At 35.7% G+C, this 14,646-nt stretch carries 20 protein-coding genes; 2 read left to right on the forward strand and 18 right to left on the reverse strand.

What is annotated here, in order from left to right:
* The first annotated feature begins 3 nt into the window (after positions 1–3).
* Positions 4–420 carry a DNA polymerase ligase N-terminal domain-containing protein gene (locus ACYQ3X_RS05570; protein ID WP_460180829.1) on the forward strand — a complete coding sequence of 139 codons (417 nt, stop codon included), beginning with the start codon at positions 4–6 and terminating at the stop codon, positions 418–420.
* Here the strand turns inward: ACYQ3X_RS05570 and hslO are convergent.
* From hslO to ACYQ3X_RS05645, 15 genes are read right to left on the reverse strand one after another with little or no spacing between them, the layout of a single operon-like run.
* A complete protein-coding gene (gene hslO / locus ACYQ3X_RS05575) occupies positions 407–1,270 on the reverse strand; it encodes an Hsp33 family molecular chaperone HslO (protein ID WP_460180830.1) in 864 nt (287 codons plus the stop codon). The genes ACYQ3X_RS05570 and hslO overlap by 14 nt on opposite strands.
* Positions 1,263–2,045, reverse strand: a complete 783-nt coding sequence (locus ACYQ3X_RS05580; RefSeq protein WP_460180831.1) for an SAM hydrolase/SAM-dependent halogenase family protein — start codon at positions 2,043–2,045, stop codon at positions 1,263–1,265. The genes hslO and ACYQ3X_RS05580 overlap by 8 nt, the downstream gene beginning before the upstream one ends.
* Positions 2,017–2,928, reverse strand: coding sequence for a dihydroorotate dehydrogenase (locus tag ACYQ3X_RS05585; protein WP_460180832.1), 912 nt, complete (start codon positions 2,926–2,928; stop codon positions 2,017–2,019). Before ACYQ3X_RS05585 ends, ACYQ3X_RS05580 begins: the two co-directional genes overlap by 29 nt.
* Positions 2,925–3,671 (reverse strand): dihydroorotate dehydrogenase electron transfer subunit, encoded by a 747-nt coding sequence (locus ACYQ3X_RS05590; RefSeq protein ID WP_460180833.1) that lies wholly within the window; start codon positions 3,669–3,671, stop codon positions 2,925–2,927. The genes ACYQ3X_RS05585 and ACYQ3X_RS05590 overlap by 4 nt, the downstream gene beginning before the upstream one ends.
* Positions 3,664–4,137, reverse strand: a complete 474-nt coding sequence (gene greA / locus ACYQ3X_RS05595) for a transcription elongation factor GreA (protein WP_460180834.1) — start codon at positions 4,135–4,137, stop codon at positions 3,664–3,666. The genes ACYQ3X_RS05590 and greA overlap by 8 nt, the downstream gene beginning before the upstream one ends.
* A 28-nt stretch (positions 4,138–4,165) precedes the next feature.
* Positions 4,166–4,516, reverse strand: coding sequence for a holo-ACP synthase (gene acpS, locus ACYQ3X_RS05600; protein ID WP_460180835.1), 351 nt, complete (start codon positions 4,514–4,516; stop codon positions 4,166–4,168).
* On the reverse strand, positions 4,513–5,532 hold the full coding sequence (locus ACYQ3X_RS05605) for a deoxyguanosinetriphosphate triphosphohydrolase (protein ID WP_460180836.1): 1,020 nt from the start codon (positions 5,530–5,532) through the stop codon (positions 4,513–4,515). Before ACYQ3X_RS05605 ends, acpS begins: the two co-directional genes overlap by 4 nt.
* A gap of 7 nt (positions 5,533–5,539) precedes the next feature.
* Positions 5,540–6,910: an L-seryl-tRNA(Sec) selenium transferase gene (selA, locus tag ACYQ3X_RS05610; RefSeq protein WP_460181695.1), complete on the reverse strand. Its 1,371-nt coding sequence runs from the start codon at positions 6,908–6,910 to the stop codon at positions 5,540–5,542.
* Positions 6,911–6,929: 19 nt separating this feature from the next.
* Positions 6,930–7,238, reverse strand: coding sequence for a phasin family protein (locus tag ACYQ3X_RS05615; protein WP_460180837.1), 309 nt, complete (start codon positions 7,236–7,238; stop codon positions 6,930–6,932).
* A gap of 13 nt (positions 7,239–7,251) precedes the next feature.
* Positions 7,252–9,873 carry an alanine--tRNA ligase gene (alaS, locus tag ACYQ3X_RS05620; RefSeq protein ID WP_460180838.1) on the reverse strand — a complete coding sequence of 874 codons (2,622 nt, stop codon included), beginning with the start codon at positions 9,871–9,873 and terminating at the stop codon, positions 7,252–7,254.
* A 3-nt stretch (positions 9,874–9,876) separates the two neighbouring features.
* Positions 9,877–10,209, reverse strand: coding sequence for a hypothetical protein (locus ACYQ3X_RS05625; RefSeq protein ID WP_460180839.1), 333 nt, complete (start codon positions 10,207–10,209; stop codon positions 9,877–9,879).
* Complete coding sequence (locus ACYQ3X_RS05630; RefSeq protein ID WP_460180840.1) at positions 10,206–10,700, reverse strand: regulatory protein RecX; 495 nt, start codon at positions 10,698–10,700, stop codon at positions 10,206–10,208. Before ACYQ3X_RS05630 ends, ACYQ3X_RS05625 begins: the two co-directional genes overlap by 4 nt.
* Complete coding sequence (gene recA / locus ACYQ3X_RS05635; protein WP_460180841.1) at positions 10,681–11,706, reverse strand: recombinase RecA; 1,026 nt, start codon at positions 11,704–11,706, stop codon at positions 10,681–10,683. Before recA ends, ACYQ3X_RS05630 begins: the two co-directional genes overlap by 20 nt.
* Positions 11,707–11,744: 38 nt before the next feature.
* Entirely contained in the window at positions 11,745–12,305 is a 561-nt protein-coding gene (gene thpR, locus ACYQ3X_RS05640) for an RNA 2',3'-cyclic phosphodiesterase (protein ID WP_460180842.1), read from the reverse strand.
* Between the two features lie 6 nt (positions 12,306–12,311).
* Entirely contained in the window at positions 12,312–12,758 is a 447-nt protein-coding gene (locus ACYQ3X_RS05645; RefSeq protein WP_460180843.1) for a phosphatidylglycerophosphatase A family protein, read from the reverse strand.
* 114 nt (positions 12,759–12,872) lie between these two features.
* Between ACYQ3X_RS05645 and ACYQ3X_RS05650 the strand changes: the two genes are divergently transcribed.
* Complete coding sequence (locus ACYQ3X_RS05650; protein ID WP_460180844.1) at positions 12,873–13,391, forward strand: chemotaxis protein CheW; 519 nt, start codon at positions 12,873–12,875, stop codon at positions 13,389–13,391.
* On the opposite strand, the gene ACYQ3X_RS05655 is transcribed toward ACYQ3X_RS05650, so the two are convergent.
* The 3 genes from ACYQ3X_RS05655 to ACYQ3X_RS05665 are packed head-to-tail and all read right to left on the reverse strand — an operon-like array spanning position 13,363 to position 14,596.
* Positions 13,363–13,803, reverse strand: coding sequence for a hypothetical protein (locus ACYQ3X_RS05655; protein WP_460180845.1), 441 nt, complete (start codon positions 13,801–13,803; stop codon positions 13,363–13,365). The two genes, ACYQ3X_RS05650 and ACYQ3X_RS05655, sit on opposite strands and share 29 nt — an antisense overlap.
* A 42-nt stretch (positions 13,804–13,845) precedes the next feature.
* Positions 13,846–14,196 carry a Spy/CpxP family protein refolding chaperone gene (locus ACYQ3X_RS05660; RefSeq protein WP_460180846.1) on the reverse strand — a complete coding sequence of 117 codons (351 nt, stop codon included), beginning with the start codon at positions 14,194–14,196 and terminating at the stop codon, positions 13,846–13,848.
* Between the two features lie 46 nt (positions 14,197–14,242).
* Positions 14,243–14,596: a Spy/CpxP family protein refolding chaperone gene (locus ACYQ3X_RS05665; RefSeq protein WP_460180847.1), complete on the reverse strand. Its 354-nt coding sequence runs from the start codon at positions 14,594–14,596 to the stop codon at positions 14,243–14,245.
* Between the last annotated feature and the right edge of the window lie 50 nt (positions 14,597–14,646).

The raw sequence follows: 14,646 nt of genomic DNA on the forward strand, positions 1-14,646 counted from the left end.
TTTATGCCATATTTTGTTGTCCATGAGCATCATGCAAAAAAGCTCCATTTTGATCTAAGACTTGAAAAGGATGGAGTACTTAAATCATGGGCAATTCCCAAAGGTCCTTCAATGAATCCACAGGATAAGCGTCTTGCCATTCAGGTTGAAGACCACGCACTGGAGTATGGTAATTTTGAAGGCGTTATTCCAGAAGGACAGTATGGAGCAGGAGAAGTCTATATCTGGGATAAGGGACAGTACAGCACTGTGAAAGGATCTCCTGAAGAGGGACAGTGGGAGATTTTTATGGAAGGCGAGATTCTGAGAGGAAACTTTGTTTTAGTGAAACTTAAAGGAAAATCAGATGAATGGCTTTTTATTAAGAAAAAAGACAAATTTGCTGATTATAACTTTAAGCTAAAACTTAAATCTCCCTGAGAAGACTCTGTAATTCCTCTACTGTTACCTTATATGTTTTCTTGCAGAAATAGCATTCAACTTCAACTGTTTCTCCTTCATCAATCATTTTCTGAATTTCCTCTTTTCCGAGAGTAACAATTGCGTTGATAACTCTGTCTTTTGTACAGGGACAGAAGTAGGAAACTGTGCCTCTATGAAGAACCTCAATGGGAAGTCCTACAGCTTCTTCAAGCATGCTGAGACAATCCATCCCCTGTAGTACCATTGATGAAACTGATTGTGTTTGCGAAAGCTTTCTTTCAAGAAAATCAATTATTTCAGCCCTTGTTTCAGGCATTGTTTGAATCATAAATCCGGCTGCTGCCTTAACTGAGTTGTCTGTTTCTACATAAACTCCAAGAGAGACTGCTGAAGGAATCTGCTCAGAAACATTTAAATAATAAGCAAGATCTTTTGCAATCTCGCCTGTTCTTAGTGCCACACTGCTTTGATAGTATTCTCTTAAACCAAGATCTCTTATTACATTTAAAAAGCCTTTACCAATTGCCCTTCCCACATCAATTTTTTCATTCTTCAATCCCATGTAAATATGAGGCCTTTTAACATAAGCACGAACTCTATAAAGAAAGTCTGATTCAGCAACAACCTCTTTAAGTGGTCCGTCACCCTTTATCTGAATCATTACTTTTTGCCTGTCCTTCAGTGTTGATGCTAAAAGAAGACTTCCAGCAATAACTCTTCCCATAGCTGCAGTTGCCGTAGGCCAGGTATCATGAATTTTCCTTGCATACTCAACTGTTTCTGTGCAGATGGTTGCAACAACTAAAACATGCTCATTCTTTATTAATCCCTTTACAACTTCATCCATATAAAAAAGCCTCCACAGTCTGGTGTTTCTTTAAGTTTAGAACCTCTTTAGCATTACCCATGTAAATGAATATCTCAATAAATCCATCACTGTTTATAACTGCTGCTGGTTTATGAGGATACTGTGAATAAAAGCTTACAACAGGGAGTGTTAAGCCTTTTACTTTTATTTGCCTTATTTTTTTATTTTCTGGTTTTATATTTGTTATTGCATTGCCGAATCTGTCAATGTAAACTATTTTGCCAACAATTTTATCATCAAACTCCTGAATATCATTAAGAGTTTTAAAGATTTGAATCTCCTTTAGAGGAGTTCCAAATTCAGTTATTTCAATACCCTTTGAAAGCCAGGCAGCAGCTGGTGCAAAAACATCTCTACCTTGAAAAGTAGAACTTTTTCTTAAAAAATACTTCTCATTTTCAATAGATACGGCATAGAAAGGCTCTTTTAAAACATAACTGAGAATACCATTATCAGGTGCAATAAAGCAGTGCCCCTGTGAGCTAACTATCAAAGCTTTTCTCTGAGAACCAACTTCTGGATCAACAACTGCTATATGAATGCTTCCTTCAGGAAAATACCTAAAGCTCTCATACAGAACAAAAGCAGCATCTTCAACTGCCTGAGGTTCAATTTCATGAGTAATATCAACTATTTTTACATTTGGATTTATACTTAAAATCACTCCTTTCATCTGTCCAACAAAAGGATCTTTTAACCCAAAATCTGTTAAAATCGTAATTATTTTACTGGATGAAGCTTCCAATGATTTCATTTACATCTTTTATGTTTTCTTCAATCAAAAACTGCTTAATTCCTTCAATTATTTCCACTGTTGCCTGAGGATTTATAAAATTAGCTGTTCCCACCTGAATAGCTCTTGCTCCAACAATTAAAAATTGTAATGCATCCTCTGCAGTTACAATTCCTCCTATTCCAATTACAGGAATTTTAATAGCCTGTGAAGCCTCCCATACTGCTCTTAATGCTACAGGCTTTATTGCAGGACCTGAAAGACCTCCTGTGGAAGTTCCTAACATACTTCTACGGCTTTTTATATCAATAACCATTGCAGGAATTGTGTTAATCAGAGAAACAGCATCTGCACCTTCATCTTCACAGATTTTTGCCATTAAAGCAACATCTCCTTGAGGACTGAGCTTTACAATTAATGTTTTTTTTGTACTGGCTCTCACTTCTTTTACAGCTTTTTTTAACAAATTAGGTTCCAACCCCATCCTTCTCCACTCACTTTCTTTATTAGGGCATGAAACATTCATCTCAAGGGCAGTAATTTCTTTTAAGGAATCAAGTAAATGAGCCATTTCAATGTATTCATCAAGATTTTCACCGAAAAAATTTACTATTATGTGAGTGTTGAATTTTTTCAAAAATGGAAGTTTTTCTCTCTTAAATGCTTCAAATCCTATATTTTGTAGACCGATTGAGTTAATCATTCCACATGCAGTCTCATAAATTCTTGGAGGAGGATTTCCCTGTTTTGGCTGTAATGAAAGACCCTTTATGACAATCCCACCTAAAAGATTTAGATCAACAAACTGCGAATACTCAAGCCCATATCCAAAGGTGCCAGAAGCTGTTAAAACAGGATTTTTAAAAGTAACATTGCCTATTTTAACCTCTAAGGATGGTATCATAATAAAAGCTCCTTAATCTCAAAAACAGGTCCGTCAGTGCACACTCTTTTAAATCCTTGCTTTGTTCTTATTACACAGCCAAGACATGCACCAACGCCGCAAGCCATTCTTTCCTCTGTGGCAATATAGCATGGCTGTTCTTCTTTAACTATCTTTTTAAGCTCTTTAAGCATTATCATAGGTCCACATGCATAGATGGGCAAGGATAAATTTTTGCCTTTTTCTTTAAATAATTCTGTAACAACACCCCTGTATGTATGGGATGTTTCTTTCTCAGTGGAAATATAAACATGCTTTGCAAACTCTTTTAACTCTTCATAAAAAAGTATCTCTTTTTCATTTCTTACTCCGTAAAAAAGATGCGCCTTTTTAGGAAATTTTTTAATCAAATAATAAACTGAAGCAAGTCCAATTCCTCCTGCAATTACTATAAAATCACCATGAGGGAAAGGATATCCTCTTCCAAATGGACCTGTAATAGTAAGAAGCTCACCTTTTTTAAGACTGCTAAGAATCCTTGTTCCCTTTCCTTTTACTCTGTATAAAAACTTGATTTCACCTGGGAGATGGTCAAAAATGCTAAAAGGTCTTCCCAAAAGAGGATCAAGTCTTTCATTTATCCTTAGAATGCAGAACTGTCCTGGTTTTGTTTCAATATTCTCAGGAAATTCAAGAGATATTAAATAAATTTCCTCTGTAACTGCTTCGTTAGTTATTATTTTTGATTTAAATAGCTTATTCAAAGCTTATAGAGATAATTTCGTAATTAATAGTTCTTGCAGGAGCCTTTATTGTAACCTGATCACCAACTTCTTTCCCTATTAAAGCTTTGCCTACAGGCGAAGTAATTGAGATTTTTCCGTTTTTTACATCAACTTCATCAGGACCAACGAGATGAAACTCTTTTTCTTCATCTGTATCAAGGTCAAGAACTCTTACTTTGGCACCAAAGGCAACTTTGTTTTGATTTATCTTTGCTGGATCAATTACATAAGCACGGGAGAGCTTTGCTTGCAGTTGTTGAATTCTTCCTTCAATAAATGATTGCTTTTCACGAGCAGCATGATACTCTGCGTTTTCTGATAAATCTCCATGAGCACGAGCTTCTGCAATTGCTTTTATTATTGCAGGACGCTCAATTTTTATCAATCTGTCAAGTTCTTCTTTCAGTTTTTCATAACCATCAGGTGTCATTGGAATTCTATCCATATTTTTAATTTAGCAAAATCACAACATTTCAGTAAAGCTTTACCACAATAACCATTGCTACAGTGTAGTTTTTTTCATGAGAAAGGGATACAAAGATTTTTTTATTAAATCCTTCTATTTTGACCTCCGGTGAGCCATCAGAATTGTTCTTTACCTCAATATCCTTTAAACTCAAATCTGAAGGCTTTTTCAATGCTTTAATAACTGCTTCTTTTACAGCAAAACGAGCTGCAAGATGACAGAAAGGATTTGAATAACTGAAACTGTAAGCAATCTCTCCTTCAGTAAAAACTCTATCTAAAAACTTTCTTCCAAATCTTTCGTAAATTTTTTTTATTCTTTCAACTGAAACAATATCTACACCAATTCCTTCAATCATGGTACTGCCCAGCTCTTTGGTATAAATATTTTTTCAAATGTGTAAAGTGCATATCTGTCTGTCATTCCTGCAATGAAATCACATATTTTTCTGTGAAGTTCCTTTTCTTCAAGCCCCTGTGCATCTATTGCATGAGGATTTTCAAGATAATAATTATAAAGACTTTCAAGTATTCTTTTTGCCTTTTTAAACTCCTGAATAACTCGTTCGTTGTAATAAACTTTTTCAAAAAGAAAATCCCTGAAATCATAAACCATTTCTTCCATTTCAGAAGACATGGAGATCTTTTTGTAGTCTTCTTTTACAGTGGTAAAAATAACATCTCTTACCATCTTATCAATTCTTTTTGAATGCCTATCACCAAAAAATTTTAAAAACTTTTGCGGAATATCACTTTCTTTAATAATTCCAGCTCTCAATGCATCATCAATATCATGATTTAAATAGGCAATAACATCTCCTACTCTTACGATTTGCCCTTCCAGAGTCACTGGCTCATCACTTAAAATCTTTCCTCGTCCTTTAGAATGTTTTAATATTCCATCCCTTACTTCAAATGTAAGATTAAGTCCTTCTCCATTTTTCTCAAGAATATCAACTACTCTCAGACTCTGCTCATAGTGTTCAAAGCCTCCTGGATGAAGTTCCCTGAGGATTGCTTCTCCAGCATGGCCAAAAGGAGTGTGTCCAAGATCATGACCCAGTGCAATGGCTTCTGTCAAATCTTCATTAAGTCTTAATGCTCTTGCAATTGTTCTGGCAATTTGAGAAACTTCAAGAACATGAGTAAGTCTGGTTCTATAGTGATCACCCTGAGGAGAAAAGAAAACCTGCGTTTTGTGCTTAAGCCTGCGAAAAGCTTTACTGTGGATGATTCTATCTCTGTCACGCTGAAAAGAAGTTCTGATGTCATCCTCTGTTTCAGGCTTCAGCCTTCCCTTTGTTTGACAGCTTAAACATGCTTTTGGATGTAGAATAGTTTTTTCTATTTCCTCATATTGTTTTCTAAGGCTCATATAAGCATTATTCCAAAATTTGTTTGACAGCTTTCACAACTAAAGGAATCTCTCTTTCCTGGATGGTTCTTGCATCAAAAATAACAAAATCATCCTTTATTCTTCCAACAACTGGAGGCTGAGTTTGTCTTAATTTTTTTAAAAATTCATCAGGCTGAGCTGTGCTGATAGCAACCACATAGGTTTTGACTCCAGTTTCAGGGAGTGAACCTCCTCCTGGCATTGATACATCTTCTTTTAGCATTGCCTCAATCCCATGTTTTTTAAACATTTTCAATATCTTAGCTGCTCTTTTTTTGATTTTTTCTGGTGATTCAAGAATCATTCTCAATGTAGGAATTTTTTCAATGGCTTCTTTTTCATCAATATAAAGCATTAAAGTTGCCTCAAGAGCTGCAAGTGTAAGTTTATCAACTCTTAATGCCCTCATAAGGGGATTTTTTGATATTCTTTCAATAAGAGCTGATTTACCAATTATAAATCCTGCCTGAGCTCCTCCAAGAAGTTTATCTCCGCTGAAAGTAACAATATCAGCTCCTTCATTTATCACTTCCTGAACCGAGGGTTCTCCATAGAATCCGTATTTTTTTAAATCAATAAAACATCCGCTGCCAAGGTCAACCATTACAGGAATTCCTCTTTGTTTTCCAAGTTCGTAAAGTTCTTTTACTGAAACTTCTTCTGTAAAGCCTGTAATTTTGAAGTTTGATCTGTGTACTTTTAGTAACAAAGCTGTATTTTCATTTATTGCCCTTTCATAATCACTTAATCTGGTTTTATTTGTTGTTCCTACTTCCCTTAATATAGCACCTGATTGAGCCATAACATCAGGAATTCTAAAAGAACCTCCTATTTCAACGAGTTCTCCACGAGAAACAACTACTTCTTTACCCTGAGCAAGTGTATTAAGACATAGGAAAACCGCACCTGCATTGTTATTTACCACAACTGCTGACTCTACATTCACAATCTTTTTTACAGCATCAACAATATGAATATATCTTTTCCCTCTCTTGCCCATTTCAAGGTCATACTCAAGATTTGAATAACTCTGAGCAATCTCAACAACATGCCTGATTGCCTCTTCTGGAAGGATTGCTCTTCCAAGATTTGTATGAATCACAACTCCTGTGGCATTTATGACAGGCTGAAGAGAATATTTTTTGTTCAAGCATTTCTTTATCTCTTCAACTATCTTATCTTCGTCAATCTCTAAAAAATTGCCTTCTAAAACCTTAGCTCTCAAACTGTCAAGAACACTTCTTACTGATTCCTTGATCAATGAGCAGGAATACTCTTTGAGGAGAGCTTTTATTTTTTCATTTTTCAGAATTCTGTCAACTGAAGGAATGTTTCTTAAAATCTTAGCTTTATCCAGATCAATCATAGATTTTCAATTATTCTTTCAATTTTTCTTCAATCTTTGTAATCCTTAGATTTATTTCATTTATCAAAGATTTCAGGCTTTCAATCTCATCTTTTGTTGCTAAATTCATTCCCTGAAGTGTTTTTTGAATCATCTCTTTAAAATTTTCTTTAAAGCCCTCCTTTGCTTCTTCAGATTTTGATATGAATTCATTCACTATCTTTGCAGCTTCTGACTCGCTCATTTTCCCTCTTTTTACAAGGTCATTAAGAAATTCTCTAAGTATTTCCTGCATTCCAAGACAGGCAAAAATCATATTTTTAAACAAATCCTGAAGCATCTTTCCCTCCCCATTATTTTTCAATTAATTCATAAAATATTTCCACTGCTTTGTCAATACTTGCAGCATCAGGACATCCACCCTGGGCAGAATCAGCCTTTCCTCCACCCTTACCACCAATTGCCTGAGTAATGTTCTTTAAAAGTTTTCCAGCATCATATTTAGTTGTTGCATCTTTTGTAACTGACAGAACCAGAATTCCCTGACCATCAGTCTTTGATGCAAGTAGAATTACTGCTGGATGCAGTTTTTCTCTAATTTTGTCTGAAAGTGTTCTTAATGATTTTGTATCAACTCCTTCAAGTTTTACTGCCAGTGCTTTAACTCCGTCTATGTCTTTTGCCTGTTTTATAAATTCATCAATACTGTGGCTAAGAAGTTTTTCTTTCAATGCTTCAATTTCCTGTTGCTTTGCCTTTAATTCATTAATAAGTCTCTGTACTGCTTTAACAGGATCTGATGATTTAAGAATCTGAGAGATATTTTTTATCTGCTCTCTATGCCTGTTAGCATATTCAAAGGCAGAGACTCCTGTGACAGCTTCAACTCTTCTGATTCCTGATGCAACAGAACCTTCTGAAATAATATAAAAACTTCCTATTTCACCAGTTGATTTACAGTGTGTACCACCGCAGAGTTCCTTACTGAATCCGAGAATTTTTACAACTCTAACAGTATCTTCATATTTATCTTCAAAAAGAGCTATAACACCTTCATTCAATGCATCATTTAGGGACTTTATCTCTACTATGACAGGTAAATTTTCAACTATTTTCTCATTGACAATGCTTTCAATTTCCTGTAACTCATTATCACCCAAGGCATCAAAATGGGTAAAATCAAAACGCAGTCTGTCTGGTGCAACAAGGCTTCCAGCCTGCTTTACATGCTCACCAAGAACAGCTCTTAGAGCACTGTGAAGAAGATGGGTTGCTGTGTGATTTCTTGCAATTGCCTTTCTTCTTTCTATATCAATCTTTGCAAAAACTCTATCACCTTCTTTTATACTTCCTTCAATAACTCTTACTTTATGACAATGAAGTCCTGCTTTCTTCTTAGTATCAAAAACCTCTGCTTTACCTGAGCCTGAAATTATTATTCCCGTATCTCCAACCTGTCCACCTGATTCCGCATAAAAGGGAGTTTCATAGAGAAAAACTTCTCCTTCTTCGCCCTTCTCAAGTTTTTTCACACTCTGTCCATCTTTTAAAATGGCATAAATCGTTGTTTCTGCTTCATAATCAGTGTAACCTGTAAATTTAAACTCTTTAGCCCTGGCTCTTAATTCTTTATATACTTCATCTATTCCAATTTCCTGAGCTTTTGAGGCTGCCCTTGCCCTCTCACGCTGTTTATTAAGCTCTCTGTAAAAACCTGCTTCATCAAGCTCTAATTCAGAATCCTGAGCCATCTCCTTTATTAAATCAAAAGGTAAACCAAAGGTATCATAGAGTCTGAAGATTTCTTCTCCAGGAAGAATCTTTGAGTCTGATTTCTTAATATTTTCAATTATTTCATCAAAAATCTGTTGCGCCCTTTCAAGGCTCCTAAGAAATCTCTCTTCCTCCACCTTTATAATCTTTTCAGCTCTTTTTCTTTCAGAAACAATCTCAGGATAAACTGCTCCAAGAGTTACAATAACAGGTTCAACAAATCTATAAAAAGCCACCCTATCATACTGAAGCAGCTTAATATGTCTCAATGCCCTTCTTATAATTCTTCTTAAAACATAACCTCTTCCTTCATTGGAAGGAATAAGTCCCTCAGCTATCAAAAAAGTGGAAGCTCTAATGTGATCTGCAATAACTTTTATTGAAATGTCAATTTTCCTTTCTTTACCGTAGCTTACATTTAAAACAGAGCAGATTTCGGAAATAATTGGTTGAAAAAGATCTGTATCAAAATTTGTTTTCTTACCCTGCAATACTGCTGTAATTCTTTCAAGTCCCATTCCTGTATCAATACTTGGTTTTGGAAGAGGAGTCAATTTTCCCTCTTCGTCCCTGTTATACTGCATAAAAACAAGATTCCACAGTTCAAGAAATCTATCACAATCGCATCCTACTGAACAGTCAGATTTTCCACATCCGAAATCTTCACCCTGATCAATTATTATCTCAGAGCATGGTCCAGAGGGACCTGTATCTCCCATCTGCCAAAAGTTATCCTTTTCACCTAAACGAACAATTTTATCTGAGGGAATTCCTACCTCTTTCTCCCATATATCTGCAGATTCATCATCATCTTTATAAATTGAAACCCAGAGTTTTTCTTTTGGAAGTTTAAAATGTTCAGTTAAAAGTTTCCATGCAAAAAGTATTGCTTCTCTTTTAAAGTAATCGCCAAAGGAAAAATTGCCAAGCATCTCAAAAAAAGTGTGATGCCTTGCAGTAAACCCAACATTTTCAAGATCACTGTGTTTTCCACCTGCACGCATACACTTCTGACAGCTGGTGGCTCTACTGTAAGGTCTCTGTTCTTCACCGAGAAAAACTCTTTTAAACTGAACCATACCTGCATTTGTAAATAACAGTGAAGGATCATCCTTAGGAATGAGCGGAGAACTCTTTACAACTTCATGTCCATGAGAAACAAAGTATTCCAGAAATAGATTCCTTATTTCAGAACTTTGCATCTACTACTCCTCTATTATTCTCTGTTCATTGCTTATTATGTATGTGAGCTTACCATCAACAAAAATAAGCCTTGATTTTAAAAGCCCTAAAGAGGAAGAATAAATCCATTCCTCTCTTTGCTTTCCTTTTTCAGGAGTAAGAACCCTCACAGAAGAAGGATTCCCCCATGCAAGCCTTACCTGCTCCTTTGTCATTCCAAGTGCTATCTCTCCCTTTGCAATTCTTTCCTGAATATCAGGTGGATAGTTTTTAATCTCATCATAGGTATATCTCACCCCTTGAGAAGCACATCCAAAGATAAGTAATGCGATGAATAAAGCAATTAAAACTCTCATTGAATTTCCTCCTTTAAATTATCATTCTCTGGAGACTCTATATCTCCGAGGAATTTCTCATTCAAGCATTTATTTACAGTCTCCCATGAAAATCCTCTTCTTAGAAGATATCCTGCTATTTTAGCCCTTTTTTTATCTGAAGACTCATGCTTGATTAAATGAATTTTTCTTTTGATAAGTTTCTGAGCAAGGAGAATTTCTTCTATCTCAGGAATACTGTCAACTAATTCTTTATCAATGCCTCTTCTTATAAAGTAGTTTTTTAGACCCATATTCCCTAAAAATCTGTCCTGCGCAATTTTTTCTGCCTTCTGGATAAATCTTCTATCATCTATAAATCCATTCTGCTTTAAGTAAACAACTGCATCTTCAATATCCATTTGAGAAAATCCTTTTCTGTAAAGTCTGTGTCTTATTTCAGCTTCTGTTCTGTCTTTTTTAGTAATTAATCGCAATGCATATTTCAGTGCTTCATTGCTCTGCTTTTTCACCTTCCATAACCTTTGGCTTTAATCCATAAGCATCCATAACCTTAGAGTAAACTTCTTTAAAGATTTCTGGATGAGTTTTTAGATACTCCTTAGCATTTTCTCTACCCTGGGCAAATCTTACTCCATTGTAATTGTACCATGCTCCAGATTTTTCAATAATTCCCTTTTCCACTGCAAGATCAAGAACCTCGCCTGTTTTTGATATTCCCTCATTAAAATATATATCAAAGTGAGCTTCTTTGAATGGTGGCGCTACCTTATTTTTCACAATTTTAACCCTTACTCTACCACCTGTTGTATCCTGCCCTTCCTTCAATGTGTCTGTCTTTCTTATATCAAGCCTCATTGAAGCATAAAATTTCAAAGCAGTGCCACCAGGTGTTGTCTCGGGATTTCCAAACATTACTCCAATTTTCTGTCTCAGTTGATTTATAAATATTACCACTGTCTGAGATTTTGATATAGCTGCTGTAAGCTTTCTCAATGCCTGACTCATAAGTCTTGCCTGAAGTCCAGGAAGACTGTCTCCCATCTCTCCTTCAATTTCAGCCTTTGGAACAAGTGCAGCCACTGAATCAATAACAATAATATCAACTGCTCCGCTACGAACAAGGGTTTCTGTTACCTCCAGAGCCTGCTCTCCTGTATCAGGCTGGCTTATCAGTAAATTTTCCACATCAACACCTAATTTTGAAGCGTAATTGACATCAAGGGCATGTTCAGCATCTATAAATGCTGCAACACCACCAAGTCTCTGAGCCTCTGCAATTGCATGAAGAGCAAGGGTTGTTTTACCTGAAGATTCAGGTCCAAAGATTTCTATAACTCTTCCACGGGGATATCCTCCAACACCTGTTGCTATATCAAGAGATATTGAACCTGTTGGGATTACGCTTATTCCCTCTGCCTGAGCTTTAGTTCCAAGACGCATTATAGCGCCTTTGCCGAAATTTCTCTCAATCTGGGATATGGCAATTTCCAGTGCCTTTAGTTTTTCCTTATTCATAAAACACCTCTTTAAGCTTTTTTTATTATACCATTAAACTATTTGAGCAGAGGAAACCTCTCTAAAACCGAATAAATTGAACCTTTTGGAGTCAATGTGCTTTTCATTAAAACGAACTCTTTAACTTCAAATTGAAAATTAAAAGATTTTTCAGAAAATTTCTTTAAGATCTTGTCAAAAAAATATTTTCCATTTCTGTGATTCTTCACTCTTGCTAAGGTTATGTGAGACTTGAATTCTCTTTCTTCCCTTTGAAAACCAAGACTACAGGTTTCCTTCTCAATCCTATTTGTTAATCTCTTAAGCGTATCTGTGTTTTCTGTACCAAGCCATATGACTCTTGGTTTTAGTTTATCAGGGAAAACTCCAGGAGTGGTAATTTTCAATGTAAAATTAGAAAACTCCTTTGATACGGATTTCAATGTGAATACTAAGTGAGGGATAATTTTTTCTTCCACCTCACCAAGAAATTTTAATGTAATGTGAAAGTTTTCCTTTTGAACAATATTAACTCCATCAATTGGTAAGTTGAAACTGGTCAGTTCTGCAAGAAATTCTTTAAGTTCCCAAGGAAGTTCTATTGCTATAAAAAGACGCATAAAATATCATAACAGAAGAAAAACCCTTATTAAAAGATTGCTAAAAAGTCCTGCCAGAAAATCATCAATCATGATACCAAATCCACCACCTATTCTTTCAGCTTGTCTTATTGGAGGCGGTTTTACAATATCAAAAAACCTGAAAAAAATAAATCCTGCAATCAAAACTTTCAGGTTTAATGGAAGAAAGATCACCGCTGTAAGATAGCCTGCAAACTCATCTATCACAATGCAGGATGGATCTTTACTGTTCAAATGTTTTGCCAGTTTTTCTGAAGAAATTGTTCCCAAAATCAATGAAATTAGTAATATAAATAGCACAATCGTATCATGAGGTTTAAAAATCCATAAAAAAGCCATTACAAAAACAGAAGCCACTGTGCCAGGTGCAACAGGACAGTATCCAATAAAAAAGACTGTAGCAATAATTTTTGAGATCATTAAAAGTTTCACTTTTTTATTATGCTTGGCAGTCCTATTTTAGTCAAGAATGAAGGAGAATTGAATTGTTATTGACAAATAGGTTACACTTCATTATAATTCACTAAAAAAGTTTTGGAGGGAGAGATGGACACAGCACTGATAGTAAGCGAGAAAAAAATAGGTGGAGATACAAAAATTCTTCAGCTTGTTACATTTACCCTTGGTGGGGAGGAATATGCTGTTGATATTCTCAAGGTTCAGGAAATAAACAGAATGAAAGAAATAACAAGAGTTCCCAATGCTCCATACTATGTTGAAGGTGTTATAAATCTTCGTGGAAAAGTTATTCCTGTTGTTAGCCTAAGGAAAAAATTTGGTCTTCCCGAGGAAGGAGAAACATCAAAACAAAGAATTATGATAATGGATATTCAGGGTATAACCATTGGGCTTATTGTTGATTCAGTCTCTGAAGTTTTAAGAATATCCACTGACATTGTTGAGCCACCACCTCCAATGACTTATTCTGTAAGTTCAGAATTTATATGGGGAATTGCAAAACTTGAAGATAGACTTATCATACTTCTTGATATGGACAGACTAATTGGTAAAGAAGAAAGCGAAGGAATGGTTGAGGCTACTGAAAAGGTGGCGATTGAGGAATAAACTTCCAGTATTTTTTCCTGTGTTTTTTTCCTTCTCTCCAGCAGGGCTTCATATTGTCATCGCGAAATGAATAAATTTTGCCTGTTGATATGTTATGAATTGATCTTGCAATAATAAAAAATTCACCTTTTTTTGAAAAAAACTTTGAACCATGAACAACCACTTCATCTCCAAGATTAAATTCTATTTTTTCCTGCTCAATATACCATCCTGGTGCTGTAATAATACTGTAAATTTTGTCATGTTTTGTAATTCCAATTACCACTGGTCCATAGTCTCTTTGGATAATTTCAGCAATTTTCCCCTTAATGGCAATCTCAGTATTTGGATCATAACTTTCTTCCCATTCTTGAGCTTCTGCAACCTGGCCTATGGTTATCAGAGAAATCATTATAACTATAATCCATTTCATCATCTTAATCATTAAAAAGGGGGCTATTGCCCCCTTAATTTTTTACCATCCACAGATTCTTCTGATTTTCAATCCTCTTTTACCGCCTGGAGCATAAGGAAGTCCCATTTCATAAGCCTTCTTGTGCATTTCAACTTTTAAGTTTGCTCTTTCCTGTTCTTTCTGCTTAATTGCATTCCAGTCAGGGTTTGGTTGTGCCCAGAGAGTTAAAAGTTCACCCCTTAGCTGTAAATCCTTTTGATAAAGTGGCTGAACTTCCTTACAGTACTGCTGTGCTTTAGCTGGATCAACTCCTATAGGATACTGCGGTCCCATACCTTTCTGAGCAAAAGATACACCTGCAAATACTGCAACGACTAATGCCATTACCATGATGCTAAGCAACTTCTTCATAACTTAAACCTCCTTTTGTTTTTTAGCGCTAATGCGCTAATCAATTTTACCATCCTCTGCAAAATCTTTTCATGCCCATTCCATAATATGGGAGCCCATATTCCTGAGCTTTTTTCTGCATTTCAGTTCTTAGTTGAACCATCTCCTGCTGCTTCTTGCCAATAGCATTCCAGTCAGGGCTTGGCTGTGCATAAAGCTGTGCAAGCTCTCCTCTTAACTGAAGCATCTTCTGTCTGAGTGAAGCTGTGTCATTATAAAATCTTTGAGTCTTTTCAGGATCCAAAGCAGTATAGCCAGGACAACCATATCCAGCCCCTGCACCTCTCCATGCATAAGCTGCACCACCAATTATCGCAACTGCGAACAGAGCAACCAAAGCTATTATGAATGTTTTTTTCATCTTCTTTCACCTCCTTTTTTATTTTTTTATTTATTCATATATCAATTCTT

This window comes from Thermodesulfovibrio sp. TK110 (assembly GCF_054658355.1).

Bases quoted from the DNA above. Each gene is read 5' to 3' on its own strand.
- recA (WP_460180841.1), bottom strand. From the start codon at position 11,706: ATGAATAAGGAAAAACTAAAGGCACTGGAAATTGCCATATCCCAGATT.
- thpR (WP_460180842.1), bottom strand. From the start codon at position 12,305: ATGCGTCTTTTTATAGCAATAGAACTTCCTTGGGAACTTAAAGAATTT.
- greA (WP_460180834.1), bottom strand. From the start codon at position 4,137: ATGGATAGAATTCCAATGACACCTGATGGTTATGAAAAACTGAAAGAA.
- ACYQ3X_RS05625 (WP_460180839.1), bottom strand. From the start codon at position 10,209: ATGAGAGTTTTAATTGCTTTATTCATCGCATTACTTATCTTTGGATGT.
- alaS (WP_460180838.1), bottom strand. From the start codon at position 9,873: ATGCAAAGTTCTGAAATAAGGAATCTATTTCTGGAATACTTTGTTTCT.
- ACYQ3X_RS05665 (WP_460180847.1), bottom strand. From the start codon at position 14,596: ATGAAAAAAACATTCATAATAGCTTTGGTTGCTCTGTTCGCAGTTGCG.
- ACYQ3X_RS05650 (WP_460180844.1), top strand. From the start codon at position 12,873: ATGGACACAGCACTGATAGTAAGCGAGAAAAAAATAGGTGGAGATACA.
- ACYQ3X_RS05655 (WP_460180845.1), bottom strand. From the start codon at position 13,803: ATGAAATGGATTATAGTTATAATGATTTCTCTGATAACCATAGGCCAG.
- acpS (WP_460180835.1), bottom strand. From the start codon at position 4,516: ATGATTGAAGGAATTGGTGTAGATATTGTTTCAGTTGAAAGAATAAAA.
- ACYQ3X_RS05585 (WP_460180832.1), bottom strand. From the start codon at position 2,928: ATGATACCATCCTTAGAGGTTAAAATAGGCAATGTTACTTTTAAAAAT.
- ACYQ3X_RS05605 (WP_460180836.1), bottom strand. From the start codon at position 5,532: ATGAGCCTTAGAAAACAATATGAGGAAATAGAAAAAACTATTCTACAT.
- ACYQ3X_RS05615 (WP_460180837.1), bottom strand. From the start codon at position 7,238: ATGCTTCAGGATTTGTTTAAAAATATGATTTTTGCCTGTCTTGGAATG.
- ACYQ3X_RS05660 (WP_460180846.1), bottom strand. From the start codon at position 14,196: ATGAAGAAGTTGCTTAGCATCATGGTAATGGCATTAGTCGTTGCAGTA.
- hslO (WP_460180830.1), bottom strand. From the start codon at position 1,270: ATGGATGAAGTTGTAAAGGGATTAATAAAGAATGAGCATGTTTTAGTT.
- ACYQ3X_RS05580 (WP_460180831.1), bottom strand. From the start codon at position 2,045: ATGAAATCATTGGAAGCTTCATCCAGTAAAATAATTACGATTTTAACA.
- ACYQ3X_RS05570 (WP_460180829.1), top strand. From the start codon at position 4: ATGCCATATTTTGTTGTCCATGAGCATCATGCAAAAAAGCTCCATTTT.